The organism is Shewanella amazonensis SB2B, assembly GCF_000015245.1.
Classification (GTDB): domain Bacteria; phylum Pseudomonadota; class Gammaproteobacteria; order Enterobacterales; family Shewanellaceae; genus Shewanella; species Shewanella amazonensis.
The window spans coordinates 3,600,971-3,614,894 of the sequence record NC_008700.1 but is presented as its reverse complement, the minus strand read 5'-3'; the positions used below and the strand labels follow the sequence as shown (position 1 = coordinate 3,614,894).

At 52.8% G+C, this 13,924-nt stretch carries 11 protein-coding genes and 5 tRNA genes; 11 read left to right on the top strand and 5 right to left on the bottom strand.

Translation table 11 applies throughout. From position 1 onward, the window contains the following. Position 1 precedes the first annotated feature (1 nt). The 4 genes from SAMA_RS15855 to rsgA form a co-directional block, all read right to left on the bottom strand. On the bottom strand, positions 2-3,205 hold the full coding sequence (locus tag SAMA_RS15855; protein WP_041410573.1) for a mechanosensitive ion channel domain-containing protein: 3,204 nt from the start codon (positions 3,203-3,205) through the stop codon (positions 2-4). A gap of 67 nt (positions 3,206-3,272) precedes the next feature. Next, positions 3,273-4,154 carry a DMT family transporter gene (locus SAMA_RS15850; RefSeq protein WP_011761142.1) on the bottom strand — a complete coding sequence of 294 codons (882 nt, stop codon included), beginning with the start codon at positions 4,152-4,154 and terminating at the stop codon, positions 3,273-3,275. Continuing rightward, positions 4,154-5,017: an archaetidylserine decarboxylase gene (gene asd / locus SAMA_RS15845; RefSeq protein WP_011761141.1), complete on the bottom strand. Its 864-nt coding sequence runs from the start codon at positions 5,015-5,017 to the stop codon at positions 4,154-4,156. The genes SAMA_RS15850 and asd overlap by 1 nt, the downstream gene beginning before the upstream one ends. Positions 5,018-5,053: 36 nt before the next feature. After that, positions 5,054-6,109 (bottom strand): small ribosomal subunit biogenesis GTPase RsgA, encoded by a 1,056-nt coding sequence (gene rsgA, locus SAMA_RS15840; RefSeq protein ID WP_011761140.1) that lies wholly within the window; start codon positions 6,107-6,109, stop codon positions 5,054-5,056. A 110-nt stretch (positions 6,110-6,219) separates the two neighbouring features. On the opposite strand from rsgA, the gene orn reads away from it, so the two are divergent. The 7 genes from orn to SAMA_RS15805 all read left to right on the top strand — a co-directional run bounded on the left by orn (position 6,220) and on the right by SAMA_RS15805 (position 8,182). Beyond that, positions 6,220-6,765 carry an oligoribonuclease gene (gene orn, locus SAMA_RS15835; RefSeq protein WP_011761139.1) on the top strand — a complete coding sequence of 182 codons (546 nt, stop codon included), beginning with the start codon at positions 6,220-6,222 and terminating at the stop codon, positions 6,763-6,765. Between the two features lie 170 nt (positions 6,766-6,935). After that, positions 6,936-7,011 (top strand) — tRNA-Gly (locus SAMA_RS15830). A gap of 33 nt (positions 7,012-7,044) precedes the next feature. Beyond that, positions 7,045-7,120, top strand: a tRNA-Gly gene (locus tag SAMA_RS15825). Between the two features lie 33 nt (positions 7,121-7,153). Further along, positions 7,154-7,229: transfer RNA gene (locus SAMA_RS15820), tRNA-Gly, on the top strand. A 33-nt stretch (positions 7,230-7,262) separates the two neighbouring features. Beyond that, positions 7,263-7,338 (top strand) — tRNA-Gly (locus SAMA_RS15815). A 33-nt stretch (positions 7,339-7,371) separates the two neighbouring features. Beyond that, positions 7,372-7,447 (top strand) — tRNA-Gly (locus SAMA_RS15810). Positions 7,448-7,726: 279 nt separating this feature from the next. Next, the gene (locus SAMA_RS15805) at positions 7,727-8,182 is read left to right on the top strand and encodes a ferritin family protein (protein ID WP_011761138.1); all 456 of its coding nucleotides are present in this window, start codon (positions 7,727-7,729) and stop codon (positions 8,180-8,182) included. A 136-nt stretch (positions 8,183-8,318) separates the two neighbouring features. On the opposite strand, the gene SAMA_RS19635 is transcribed toward SAMA_RS15805, so the two are convergent. Continuing rightward, positions 8,319-8,507 carry a hypothetical protein gene (locus SAMA_RS19635; protein WP_157608355.1) on the bottom strand — a complete coding sequence of 63 codons (189 nt, stop codon included), beginning with the start codon at positions 8,505-8,507 and terminating at the stop codon, positions 8,319-8,321. Positions 8,508-8,633: 126 nt separating this feature from the next. Between SAMA_RS19635 and SAMA_RS15800 the strand changes: the two genes are divergently transcribed. The 4 genes from SAMA_RS15800 (at position 8,634) to mutL (ending at position 13,923) form a co-directional block, all read left to right on the top strand. After that, positions 8,634-10,124 (top strand): bifunctional ADP-dependent NAD(P)H-hydrate dehydratase/NAD(P)H-hydrate epimerase, encoded by a 1,491-nt coding sequence (locus tag SAMA_RS15800; protein ID WP_011761137.1) that lies wholly within the window; start codon positions 8,634-8,636, stop codon positions 10,122-10,124. A 66-nt stretch (positions 10,125-10,190) separates the two neighbouring features. Next, positions 10,191-10,652 (top strand): tRNA (adenosine(37)-N6)-threonylcarbamoyltransferase complex ATPase subunit type 1 TsaE, encoded by a 462-nt coding sequence (gene tsaE / locus SAMA_RS15795; RefSeq protein WP_011761136.1) that lies wholly within the window; start codon positions 10,191-10,193, stop codon positions 10,650-10,652. Next, positions 10,649-11,956, top strand: coding sequence for an N-acetylmuramoyl-L-alanine amidase (locus tag SAMA_RS15790; protein ID WP_011761135.1), 1,308 nt, complete (start codon positions 10,649-10,651; stop codon positions 11,954-11,956). Before tsaE ends, SAMA_RS15790 begins: the two co-directional genes overlap by 4 nt. Before the next feature lie 14 nt (positions 11,957-11,970). Beyond that, complete coding sequence (mutL, locus tag SAMA_RS15785; protein ID WP_011761134.1) at positions 11,971-13,923, top strand: DNA mismatch repair endonuclease MutL; 1,953 nt, start codon at positions 11,971-11,973, stop codon at positions 13,921-13,923. Position 13,924: the final 1 nt, after the last annotated feature.

Genomic DNA, 13,924 nt, shown 5'->3' with positions numbered 1-13,924 from the left:
CTCAGCGCAGTTGGATTTGGGCGTCACGGCTCGGCACACCCCCTTGATTGATGGTGATTTCCATCTGGGGATAGGCCAGCTCCAGATTGTTTTCTTTCAGCTTGGTACTGATACGTTTGTGCAGATCGTGTCGCAGCGGCCAGCGGCTGCCCATATCCTTGGCATAAGCTCTTACTTCATAATCCTGGGTGTGCTGACCAAAGCCAGCGAACCAGACTTCGGGCTCAGGAGTGTGCAGTGCATGCTGGCATTCTTTGATGGCCTGATAAAGGCTGGCTTCGACCTTGGCGGGATCGGAATCTCTGGCCACGCCCACCTTGATGATCACCCGGGTTATCGGGTCGGACAGCGACCAGTTGATCAGCTGCTCGGTGATAAAGGCCTTATTGGGGACGATAATTTCTTTTCTGTCCCAATCTATGATGGTGGTGGCTCGAATCTGAATTTTACTGACGGTGCCGGTGAGATCGCGAATGGTCACCGTATCGCCGATACGCACTGGTTTTTCAAACAGTATGATAAGACCCGAAATAAAGTTGGCAAAAATCTCCTGCAAACCAAAACCCAAGCCCACCGACAGAGCGGCAATCAGCCACTGTAACTTGGACCACTCCATCCCCAGCGTGGAGAAGCCCACGAGGGTGCCCACCATCACCACCAGGTAGCGGCTGACCGTGGTAATGGCAAAACCTGTGCCCGGGGTTAAGTCCAGTCGCTGCAGAATAACCAGCTCCAGCAGGCCGGGCAAATTGGTGGCTATCATCAGCGAGAACACCATGATAAGCACCCCAAACAGCACCGACTTCAGGGTAATGGGCACCAGCTGTTCGCCACCGTCAATAATGGCGGTACTGGTCCAGAGGTTGATGCCGTCGAGGAAGGAAAACAGCGCCGAGTGGGTTTGCGTCCACAGGCCAATCAAGCTGGCCAGAAACGCTAGAATCAACAAGGAACGAACCAGTCCAAGTGACTGACTGGAAATGGTTTCGAGATCTACTTTTGGCTCTTCATACACATCCTGGCTGTCTGCGGATACAGTTTCACCCCGCTCCCGCTGTGCCAGCTTTTCAGCCCGTTTTGCCTTGGCGCGGTCAAAAGCGATTCGGCGCCTCTCAATCAGCATCCAACGCTTGATAAGTTGATACAGCAGCAAAAAGCCCAGTGCCAGCAACAGGGATATCTGCAGCTGCAACATAAGCTGGAACGAAGTGAAGTAAAAACCGCGCAGCGCCAGCAAGGTACAAATAGCGGGAGTCAGCAGCAACATCAACCATAAAAAGCGCTGCAGCAGACGGCGGTTCTTTCCCTGGGGCTCGTGGCTTTGACGGTAGCCTTTGGCGTATTTGAGGATATCGCGATAGAACCACAGCAGTTGCAGGCACAGCAAAATAAAGGCGCCCCGGCCGAGACTGTTTCTGACCAGAGAGACATCCAGAATTTCGGTGAAACTGACTACGGCCACCAGGGGCAGAGCCAGTAGCATCGCCGCCTTAAGGCGCTGCTTACCATGCTCGATTACCTCCCTGGGCCTACGGAAATGGCCTATCAGCAGGCCTTTCTCAATAGACAGCAGAAACATAAAGCGGTAAACCAGATAGACACAACCGGACACCAGGATACCGGCACCCACGGCCTGCACCAGATTGTACTGACTAAGCATGAAAAAGCCGCCGGCCAGAACAATGGGGGCAGGGCGAAGCAAGGCGTAACCCAGGGTCAGCAGCAGGGTTTCGAAGGTGTACTTGAAATCATCCTGGGTCACGTTGCCGACGGGCTGTAAAAAGTGATTCATGGCCTTATCAAATCGAGGGCGTATCACATCCTGAATCACCCAGCAGAGCACCAGTAAAATCAGCCACCACGACCAGTAATCACTCTGTTCATCCAGTGCCATCGACAATTGCTGCCATGGTGCCTGTTGAACAAGCCAGATCAGGCTGCGATGCAAATCTGTCAGCCAGAGCTTGCCGATGGGAGCGGCGTTGGGTACCCAAAACAGGTGCTCACTGAGGGTATTTTTCAAGGTGACATATTGGGCATTGAGCTCAGTGTGGCTCACCTTGAGTTTTGCCAACTCGCTCAGCAGCAAGTCAAAACCCTGCAGCATCTGCTTCAGTAGTTTTTGCTCGGCCTGGAGCAGGCTGTACTGTGCTTCGCTGTAGAGGGATTTTTGATCCAGTTGTTCCTGATTACGCGCCAGCTCCTGCTCCATCTGGTAACGGGCCAGACGTGCATCGGCGATTTGATTTTGTAAATGTTCTGGATTGGGGGGCTTTGGCAGGCTTTGCAACATCTGTAAAAAGCGTTCGCCAAAGGCGGAATTGGTTTTCACCCAGGAGATTTGTTCCTGAACGCTGGAGACTTGCAGTGACTGTTCCTGATAGCGCTTTTCGGCCACTTCCTGCATGTCGACCACGTTGTCTATCTGCAGGGTCAGGGTCTGCAGTTTTTGCCCAAGCAGGGCATTGTTGGTTTGCAGCTGCTGGGAGAGGGCATCCTGGGGCTCTGTGTCTGTGGAGACGTTGTTGGCCAGCGTCGCGTCTGTAACGGCCTGACGCTGGCTGCTAATGGCGCGGTTCAGCTTTTCGATGAAGAGTTCCTGTTGCCGCAACTGTGCCCGTACCAACTGCAATTTGAATTGCGCCAGTTCTATACGTTTCTGGCTGGATGCCTGTTCAGCCTCGAGTGTGGCCAGGTTCTGCTCGTAATAGCGTCGCTGGGCCAATTGCAAAGCCCCGTTGGGGCTGTCCAATGGGGCTTGGGGAGCCTTTTGATGCTGGATAAGGGCTTGTCTGGCATTTGCCACCGCGGTGGGCAACTGATTATGACGTTGCAGCAGCGTACTGTGCTGCTGTATGAGTTGGGTTTCTTCTTCCTTTAAGGTCGACAGCTGTAAATAGGCTGCCGATGCCTGCTGATTCAAATCCTGCCGTCTGGCCAATGGCAAGTCTTTTTGTGTCGCCGCCAGCGCCTTTTGCAAACGGGCTTTTTCATCGACAAAGCCCAGCAGCTGCTGTTGATATTCAGCGGCCTGTTGGGCAAGGAGTTCGGCGGTTTCTGTCAGCTCCAGTGTTTGCTGAGAAACACTCGGCTGAGGTGTGTTGGTTCCCTGGGAGAAGCCCAGCCGTTTTTCCAACTGCAAAGAGGGGTTGGCGAGGGAGAAAAGTGGGAAAAAAAAGAACGCAATCAGCAAAAAACGTAACATGGCACCAAACTTGGGCTGAAGTGAAATCAACTCAGCCATGTTATCAAAGCCAGCAGGAATTGGTATGTCAGTCTAAGGCCTTTTTTTGCCTTTGCTGGCGGTGACTCTGTGCGGTTTCATACACGGCGGTGGATACCACCAACAGGCCACCTAGCAGGGTGCTGAGGTTAACGGTTTCACCAAGCAGCAGCAGTGCCAGCACGGTCCCGTAAAAGGGCTGAAGACAAGACACCAAACCTACCGTTTTGGCGCTTAAATGCCGCAGCGCCGAGGTGAAAAGTGCATGGGGCGTGGCGGTAAAGATAACGCCGAGCAAAATCAGCAACTGCCAAACATCACTGGTTACTTCCGGTGGTGTGGATTCAACAAAACTGCCCAGAAAGAGTACGGCAACGAGGGTTTGATAGAACATGGCCTGGGGGCCTGTGTACTGGGCAAAATAGCGTTTGTGCAGCAAATTGCGGGCGGTAAAGAGCGCTGCTGACAGCACGCCAACCAAAATCCCCAGGGTAATATCGTTGCCCAAACTGGCCTCGGGAATAAGCAGCGCCACGCCAGTGAGTACGGCCACGCCACAGACAAGATCACGCAGGTGGGGACGGGTGCCGTTGATGAGGGGTTCTACCAACACAGTCATCACCGGGTAGGTGAAAAAGGCAATCATGCCTATGGCGACCGAGGACATTTGCATAGAGGCAAAATAGGTGACCCAGTGGAGGCTGACGATGACACCAAGGGCCAGTGCAATGCCATAGTCTCTTTTGTTGCCAAGCCGGAGAGAATGGCGGGTGGCTTTGACAATGAGCGCCAACACCAGGGCGGCGATGGCGCAGCGATAGACGGTGATATCGAGTGCCCCGAGCGGGATAAGCTTGGAGAAAAGCGCGGTACCGCCAAACAGCAATACGGCAGAGTGTAACTCAAGCAGTCCCGACGAGGCCTTGGACATCAGTCCTCCAGTTTGGCGAAAGGCTGACCCATGCGGGTAACCGCTTCAGGCTTTACGCCGTCAGCGAAGTCATCGATGGCATCTTTGGCAAACAGCATCACCACTGTACTGCCAAGCTTGAAGCGGCCCATTTCGGCGCCTTTCTCCAGTGTAAGGGCTTCTGGGCCTTCGGTGGGGTAGTCCCAGGTAAAGACCTTTTTACCGGTTGGCGGCGTGACAGTGCCTGCCCAGACGGTTTCAATGCTGGCGACTATGGTAGCACCCACAAGTACCATGGCCAGCGGGCCTTTGTCGGTCTCGAAAATCGCCACAACACGCTCGTTGCGAGCAAACAGACCAGGCACATTGCGGGCTGTCAGTGGGTTAACCGAAAAGAGCTCTCCGGGCACATAGGTCATTTTTGACAGTGTGCCTTTGATGGGCATGTGGATACGATGGTAATCCTTCGGCGCCAGGTAAATGGTGGCAAAATCACCTTCTTCAAAACGGGCTGCATCATCGGCCTGACCACCTAAAAGCGCCAGCGCCGAGTAGTGGTGCCCCTTGGCCTGGAAAATGCGGCCATCCTCGATGGGGCCCAGCTGGCTTACCGCGCCATCAACGGGATGTACCATGATGTCTTCAGCCTGGTCTATAGGGCGCAGACCGGGTTTCAGTTCACGGGTAAAGAAGTCGTTGAAGGTTTTGTAGGCCTCGGGATTGGAATGCAGGGCTTCACTCATGTTGATGCCGTACTGCTTGATAAACCATTTGATAAAGGCGGTGGTGACAAAACCCGCCTCGGCAGCGGCAAATTTACCCACGATGCGTGATACCAAATGTTTGGGCATCAGGTATTGAAGGGCGATTTTCACTTTATCCACTTGTCGTTGTCCTTTTGCTTTCAATTTGTTGCCGGATCATTCTTCGTTGTGTCTGAAATGACGTGCGTGACGCTGTTCATCCAGACTGGCGATGATCCTGTGATAATTATTGAATCTGTCCTGATGGATTTTGCCGGCTTCCAGTGCTTCGCGAAGACTGCAGCCCGGATCATCCAGGTGTTTACAATCACGGAATTTACAGGTGCCGAGGTAGTCGCGAAATTCAGTGAAGCACCAGCTGACTCGGTCTGGGGGAAGATGCCAGAGGGCGAATTCGCGTACGCCGGGGGAATCTATCAGATCGCCACCGCTTGGCAAGTGCAACAATCTGGCGGTGGTGGTGGTGTGTTGGCCAAGGCCCGAGCCTTCGGATACTTCGCCGGTCAGCAGTTCTGCATCGGGCAGCAAGGCATTGATCATGGAAGACTTACCCACGCCGGACTGGCCGACAAACACACTGATTTTGTCGTTAAGTAATGCTTTTACCGTGTCGATACCGGCTTTTGATTTACTGCTGACTTCGTATACCGGGTATCCCAGCGAGCGGTATCTGCCGAGCGCGGCTTCGATATCGGCTCTGTCCTCATCATTCATCAGGTCGATTTTATTGAGGATGATAACGGGCGAAATCCCCGTGTCTTCCGAGGCAACCAAATATCGGTCAATTATCTGCGTAGTAAAGGCTGGCACAACGGAGGAAACAATCAGGATCTGGTCGATATTGGCGGCAATGATTTTTACGCCGTCATACAAATCCGGTCGGGTCAGTGACGAGGTGCGGGGATGCACGGCTTCCACCACGCCACCAATGGCGCTGCCATCTTCCAGCGCCTGACGGATAATCACCTTATCTCCGGTAACCAAGCTTTGTATGGTTCTGCGAATGTTGCAGCGAATGATTTCACCACTGCTGATCTCCACATCGGCATGCTGACCGAAGCGGGAAATGACCACCGCGGGTTCTTCCTGACCGAGTGAACTATCCTGTAATTCAGGTGCTTGGTTGTCGAGCTTGCCGCGGCTGAGCCGCTTTTCATGATTGGCGCGCATACGGCGCAATTGGCCATGACTGAGAGGTTTCTTTTTACTCACAAAGCTATCTTCGTCAATAATCTGATGTGGTTGGGGATAAAAAGCATTATGATACACGGTCTTTGACAAAAAAGCCTGAAAATACGGCACGGGAACCAAAAGGCAGGTATATGGCTGCAGACGCAAAAAATCTGATTTGGATTGATCTTGAGATGACAGGATTGGAGCCCGAAGTGGACCGGATCCTGGAGATTGCCACCCTGGTAACCGATCAGGATCTGAACATCCTGGCCCAGGGGCCTGTGATAGCCATTCATCAGTCTGACGAGGTGCTGGCGGCCATGGATGATTGGAATCAGCAGCACCACGGTGCCTCGGGTCTGATCGAACGTGTACGAAGCAGTCAATACACCGAAGCCGACGCCATTGCCCAGACAATTGATTTCCTGTCGTTGCATGTCCCCAAGGGCGTTTCACCTATGTGTGGTAACAGCGTAGGGCAGGACAGACGTTTCCTGAACAAGTACATGCGCGAACTGGAAGATTTTTTCCACTACAGAAATATCGATGTCAGCACTATCAAAGAGTTGGTAAAACGCTGGGATCCAGAAGTGATGAAAGGCTTCAAAAAGCAAGGTACCCACCAGGCGCTGCTTGATATTCAGGAGTCCATCGCCGAACTGCAGTTCTATCGCGACAAAGTATTTAAAATTTGAGCAAACGATAGATAAATCTGTGGCGGGGGGTTGCAGGCCATGGAAATTTTCATATAATGCGGCCTCACCTTTGCAGTGGTACGCTGTGAAGGTGAATTCGCGACATTAGCTCAGTTGCAGTAAGAAAGGGCAATACCTCGATTACAGTTAGCTGACATAGAACGCAAAATGCGACATTAGCTCAGTTGGTAGAGCGATACCTTGCCAAGGTATAGGTCATCGGTTCGAACCCGATATGTCGCTCCAAATTCTCAGGCGTTTCGGCCTTAAAACGAAAATGCGACATTAGCTCAGTTGGTAGAGCGATACCTTGCCAAGGTATAGGTCATCGGTTCGAACCCGATATGTCGCTCCAAATTCTGACTTCGCCAGTCATAAAACAGCGAATGCGACATTAGCTCAGTTGGTAGAGCGATACCTTGCCAAGGTATAGGTCATCGGTTCGAACCCGATATGTCGCTCCAAATTCTCAGGCGTTTCGGCCTTAAAACGAAAATGCGACATTAGCTCAGTTGGTAGAGCGATACCTTGCCAAGGTATAGGTCATCGGTTCGAACCCGATATGTCGCTCCAAATTCTGACTTCGCCAGTCATAAAACAGCGAATGCGACATTAGCTCAGTTGGTAGAGCGATACCTTGCCAAGGTATAGGTCATCGGTTCGAACCCGATATGTCGCTCCAATTTCCTTCCTTGTATTCCTTCAATAAATATGTAATTCAGATGCCGGATTATTCCCTTGGCTTTGAATGGGCATTTTGTCTCCTTGCTGTGAGCACAGGCACAGAGTGCCTTAATAGAGTGATCCTCTGCAAAGAACCATCAAAAGCCCGCAGATGCGGAATTTCGCATTTACTGAATTATGATGCAATTCAAATAATCCACCGATAAATGCTTCCATAATGGCACCAGACAGAATTGAAATTGGCCTTAACAGGGTCATTGATGATGGAGGCAGTCCTATGCGTATTCAACAATTGCGTGAGCTTCTGGAGTACCTGGCAACATGCCGGCTGGAAATGGCTCAACTTTACAAAAGGCTGCATGCCCAAGCTGACTCTTCCAGGGTGAAATTGATGCTTGAGTACTTTCAGCAGCAACAAAAGCATATTGCAAAAAAACTGGAAGACTATGTGGACGATGCGCCATCAAGACTTCTGGATACTTGGTATAAAGACCTTATTTTTGAAGACTTTATTAAACGTTGTCAAAGCACTATGTTGCCAGCCAATATGCAGGAAGACGATGTGCTGAGTCTGCACCTGGATTTGGAAAACCGTTTGATTGCATTGCTGGAAAAAACCGCTGAAACATCGCAAACCGAAGAAATTCGCAGTGCCTTGGCCGATTTGGTCAGGGTAGAAAAGATTCAGCAGCAAAGACTCGTCCACAGTACCATCCGGATGGATGATATCTAGTGATGATTCCATCTTAAAAGACCGGCCTCATAGGCCGGTTTTTTTATGGATAACGCCAGAAGGGTCAATCACTTTGCATGATTTACGTCAAAGTTTTCTTAACTGCCATGCTGTTATCGTGTGAAGCGGTCTGTCTCTAGGTTTTATCGTTATCTTTATCCTGTACCGGCAGAGTGATGGCCTTATATAGCCCAAGGGCCACCAGAAGCACGCACAACAGCAGCAGTGCCTGGATCAGGATGTTGGACGACAAAGGTAAGCTGATCAAGAGTACTGAAAGCACCAGGATCAACAAGGTGAGCAGCATCGTCCTTGTGCCAGTCATACTTGTACTCCAAAAAGTGGCTAAAACCCGCAAGGGTGTTCACTGTGTAAGTGTATAAAGTCATCCGCAGCGCCGCCAGTAGACACCGTTATTTGATTGCATCCGATGTGAAATGGAGTTGAAGGTATGAGTGATTCTTGCCTGTCCTTGCCTCAAACACTGTATTCGGCCGCCCAGGTGAAGGCTGCTGAAGTCAATGCAGTCAATTCAGGGGCTTGTAGCCTGTACGAGCTGGTCGAGCAGGCTGGCAGTGCTGCTATGGCGATTTTAGAGTCGTCCGAGCACTGTAATCTCCCCACAGTGATTTTGGTGGGCAAGGGGAATAATGGCGCTGATGCGCTGGTGGTCGCCAGGTTGCTGCTGACCAAGGGCAATCGTGCCCGGGTGCTGCTGCTTGGGCAAGGCAAAACCCAGGAATATGTCACAGCCATGGCCGCCTTTGTCGAGGCTGGTGGTGTCTCAGAAGCATTTACCGAATCTGCCCTGGAAGGTGCTGACGTCATCATTGATGGGGTACTGGGTACCGGAAGCTGCGGCGAACTGAGCGATGACTTGCAGCAGTGTTTCAACGCGGTAAACGCGACGCCAGCCTGGGTGCTCAGCCTGGATATGCCTTCCGGTGTGAATGCGGATACCGGCAACGTGAATCCGGTTGCGATTCAAGCCGATGTCACCCTGTGTTTTGGCGGGCTAAAGCAAGGGTTGTTTACTTCCAGAGCACGGCATTTTGCTGGGCTTATTCGCTACGCATCCCTCGGACTTACTGATTTTCTCGCCCAGCTCCCGGCAGAGGCCCTGCGGGTTGATGCAGGGTATCTGAAGGATCTGCTCGGACGTCGTCCACGCGACAGCCACAAGGGGAAATCCGGCAAGGTTACCATCATGGGGGGCAACTATGGCATGGCCGGTGCTGTGCGGTTGGCTGGGGAGGCCTGTCTTCGCGCCGGTGCGGGGTTGGTAACGGTTATCAGCCGACCGGAACATCAGCTGACCGTGAATGCCAACCGGCCAGAGCTGATGTTTTGGGGGTGCGAATTGGTGGACATGGAGGTGTATCTGCGTTTGGGTTGGGCTGATGTGCTGGTGCTTGGCCCCGGCCTTGGCAAGGATGACTGGGGATATAACCTGTACAAGGCGGTTGGTTTATCGGATAAACCCTGTGTGCTCGATGCCGATGCGCTGAACCTGTTATCAAAAGAGCCCTGTCGTCAGGTCAATCGCGTTTTGACGCCCCACCCCGGCGAAGCGGCAAGGCTGCTGGGGGTGTCCACTGCCCAGATAGAGGTCGACAGGTTTGCTGCTGTCAGGCAGTTACAGGAGAGATTCGGGGGCGTTGTCTTGCTCAAAGGTGCAGGTACGCTTATCTATGACGGCGATAGTCTGGTGGTGGCTCCCGTTGGCAACCCGGGCCTGGCCAGTGGTGGGTGCGGAGATGTTTTATCTGGTATAATCGCCGCCCTTATGGCTCAGGGGCTCGATACCATGACGGCGACTATCGCTGGTGTGGTGGTCCACGGTGAGGCGGCAGACCTCGCAGCACTCGCCGGGGAGCGGGGCATGCTCGCCAGTGACCTGATGCCTTTTATTCGCCAATTGGTCAATAGTGATTTAATCTAGGCAACATTGATATAGCCAGTGCCAGCAAAGGGTGTTGGCGCTGTTGCTGACTATTCAAGAGCCGAGATGACAGACGTTAAGATTTTTCTCGAGACCGACGAGCAAACCATTGCCATCGGTCAACAACTCGCAAAACATATCCATCCCCCGCTAACGCTGTACCTCACCGGTGAACTGGGTGCGGGTAAAACGACGCTCAGCCGCGGCATTATTCAGGCACTTGGGCATCAGGGCGCGGTGAAAAGCCCAACTTATACCCTGGTGGAACCTTACGAGCTTGAGAATGTCGAAATTTACCATTTCGACCTTTATCGTCTCTCAGACCCCGAAGAGTTGGAGTTTATGGGGATCAGAGATTATTTTTCCGACAAAAGCCTTTGTATAGTAGAGTGGCCTGACAGAGGGTTCGGCTTATTGCCTGAAGCCGATTTACACCTGCATTTGGTATATGCGGGCACTGGACGAGAGCTCAGTATCCAGGCTGGTTCTGCAGCCGGAAGAGCAGTGATAGAAAATCTCAGCGAATGAATAGAATAATAAGCAGACTTTTTTTCGTTTTAACCCTGCTGTTTTCCGTTGGCGCCTTAGCTGCGAATCAGCTGGATGGTGTCAGGATATGGGCCGCACCGGAATCGACCCGGGTAGTGTTTGATCTCACTGCCAAACCCAGTTACACCCATTCTACTCTGGTGGGCCCGGACCGACTGGTGTTGGATTTGAGCGATACCCAATCCAAGGTGGCGCTCGGCAAAATCGCCAATAATTCCAAGTTGGTGAAGCGGGTTCGCCTGAGCAAACCGCCTGCCAAAGGTATTCTGCGGCTCGTTATCGACCTTAACCGGCCGGTGAATGCCAACCTGTTTTCGTTACCGCCAACGGCCCCCTATGGCAACCGTCTTGTGGTAGACCTTGAAGAAAAAACAAGTGAAAGCAAGGCGATAGTAGCACCGCCTTCGTCTTTGCGTGACATTATCGTTGCCATTGATGCAGGACACGGCGGTGACGACCCGGGCTCTATCGGCCCCTCAGGTCTGTATGAGAAAAAAATCGCCTTTGAAATTGCCAAACGGGTGCAGGCCAAGATAGATGCCACCCCGGGTATGAAAGCGGTATTAACCCGTACCGGTGATTACTACATTCATCCGAACAAGCGCTCGGAGCTGGCCCGCAAACACCGCGCCGATCTGCTGGTATCCATTCACGCCGATGCGTTCACGTCGCCCAATCCACGCGGTGCGTCAGTGTGGGTGCTGTCTATGCGCCGAGCCAACAGCGAAATTGGTCGCTGGCTTGAGCAAAAAGAAAAGCACTCAGAGCTTTTGGGGGGGGCCGGTGAAATTATTCAGAATGCCGATAACGAGCAGTATCTGGCCATGACATTGCTGGATATGTCCATGGACAGATCCATGGCTATCAGTCACAGCATTGCGGGCGATGTGCTCAAAGAGCTGGGCAAGGTGACAGACCTGCATAAGAACTTGCCCGAATCAGCGAGCTTGGCAGCGCTGAAATCCCCAGATATACCCTCTATTCTGGTGGAGACCGGATTTATCTCTAACCCCAAAGAGGAAAGCCTGCTAAAGAGCAGTTCACATCAGGAACGCCTTGCCAAAGCGATACACACGGGTGTGCTGAGGTATTTTGAGACCAACCCGCCCAGTGACTCGCTTATCGCCAGCCGCGCCAACAGCCAGCACAAGGTCAGTCGCGGCGAGTCTTTATCTGTGATTGCAGCCCAATATGGCATTTCTGTCATCAGTCTCAAACAGGCGAATAACCTTAAGTCCGACACCCTGCGTGTGGGCCAAAAGCTGGTGATCCCCAAAGGATAAACAAGGAATACCCCATGGCAATTCAGGTATTGCCACCTCAGTTGGCAAACCAGATTGCGGCTGGTGAGGTGGTAGAGCGCCCAGCCTCGGTGATAAAAGAGCTGGTGGAAAACAGTTTGGATGCGGGCGCTACCCGGGTCGATATTGATATCGATAAGGGCGGCAGCAAGCTTATCCGTATTCGCGACAATGGTGGCGGTATTCCGAAAGCGGAATTGGCGCTGGCACTGGCGCGCCATGCGACTTCCAAGGTGCAAACCCTCGAAGATCTTGAAGCGATTCTGAGTTTTGGCTTTCGCGGGGAGGCATTGGCGAGTATCAGTTCTGTGTCACGACTGACACTGACGTCGCGCACCACAGAGCAAGCAGAAGCCTGGCAGGCCTATGCCGAGGGCTCGGAGGTGGCTATCCGGGTGATGCCTGCGGCGCACCCTGTTGGTACCACCATTGAGGTGGCCGATCTCTTCTTTAATACCCCGGCACGGCGGCGATTTCTCAAGAGTGACAAAACCGAGTTTACCCATATTGATGAATGGCTGAAGCGTATCGCTCTGATACGCTCTGACGTGCATTTTTCCCTGAGCCACAATGGAAAGCCTGTGCGCCAGTATCGTTGCGCTGCGACTGATACTCAGTACTTGCAGAGGCTGGCTCAGGTGGCAGGCAGGGCGTTTGCCGACAGCGCCATCAAGGTCGACTGTCAGCATGATGGCATGGGTTTGAGTGGCTATCTACAGTCACCAGCGCTCTCTGACATGGTGGATTGCCATTACTTTTATGTTAACGGCCGCCTGATCCGCGACCGATTGGTCAATCACGCGGTACGTCAGGCCTTCGGTGAGCTCGGGACCTTTGAACAGCCTGCCTTCGTGCTGAGTCTGACACTCGATCCCCATCAGGTGGATGTCAATGTGCATCCGGCCAAGCACGAGGTGCGTTTTCACCAAGCCCGATATGTGCATGACTTTATTTTGCAGGTGTTGCAATCGGCATTAAGCCAGATGCAGGACTTGCCCTTGGCTGAGGAGCTGCCAAGGGCTCAAGAGTCCCCTGCGTCGGTGAGAGAACATACGGCAGGATACGCGCCCTATACCTTTAACCGTGACGCTGCGACTGAAGCCGCCGGTGTTCTCAGTAGTTTGCCGGACACTCAACGAAGTCAGCGCCAACCCGAGAAGGCTGCATCTGGGCAGCGCAGTAGCGTTGATGCTGGCCTTTCTCAAGGTTCATCGGCCCATCGCGCGTCTCAAACCGGATTGGGGCAGTCGGGAAACGCTGCCACATTTGAAACATCTGAACGCCATGGAAGTGGCTATTCGGGCGCAGGCCAGGGACAGCGTTATGTCCGGGACCAATTGTCCGGGCAACAGCGTCAGGCGGCCCAGTATTATGCCGAGCTGTTGCACACTCCCGAGGTGGTAAGCACCAGCGGCAGTCTTCAGGCAGGTCTGCCCATGCCGCCCTTGCTGGCGGGCCGCTATTGGGTGTTGGCACAGGATGAGCATCTTCGCCTGTTGTCCATTAGCGATGCCGCTAAAGCGCTTGTCGTACAGGAAATATTATCCAAGCTGCCAACGGGATTGGTGGGGCAGCCTCTGCTGATGCCGGTCGCGGTTGCCGCCGATGCGGATTGGACGATGATATTGGCCGAACGGGAGTCGTTGCTCAGGCGTCTTGGTCTTGAACTGACAATTCGGTATCAGCAGTTGATAATCAAAAAAGTGCCCCCATATCTGAGGGACAGTCAGCTGGCAAAGCTTATCCCTGAGTTTCTGGAATGGATAAAGTTAGAGGTGCCAGCCGACGAAGCCCTGTGTCACTGGCTGGCTCAGTACGTGACAGGTTTTGATGCGGCCCCCAAGGTGTGGCAGCGTATTCAGTCCCTTGAAGCGACTGAGCGGAATAAGATTTTAGAGAGTGCCAGAGATTTGCCCTGGCAGACATGGCTAGATGAATACAAACACTGAC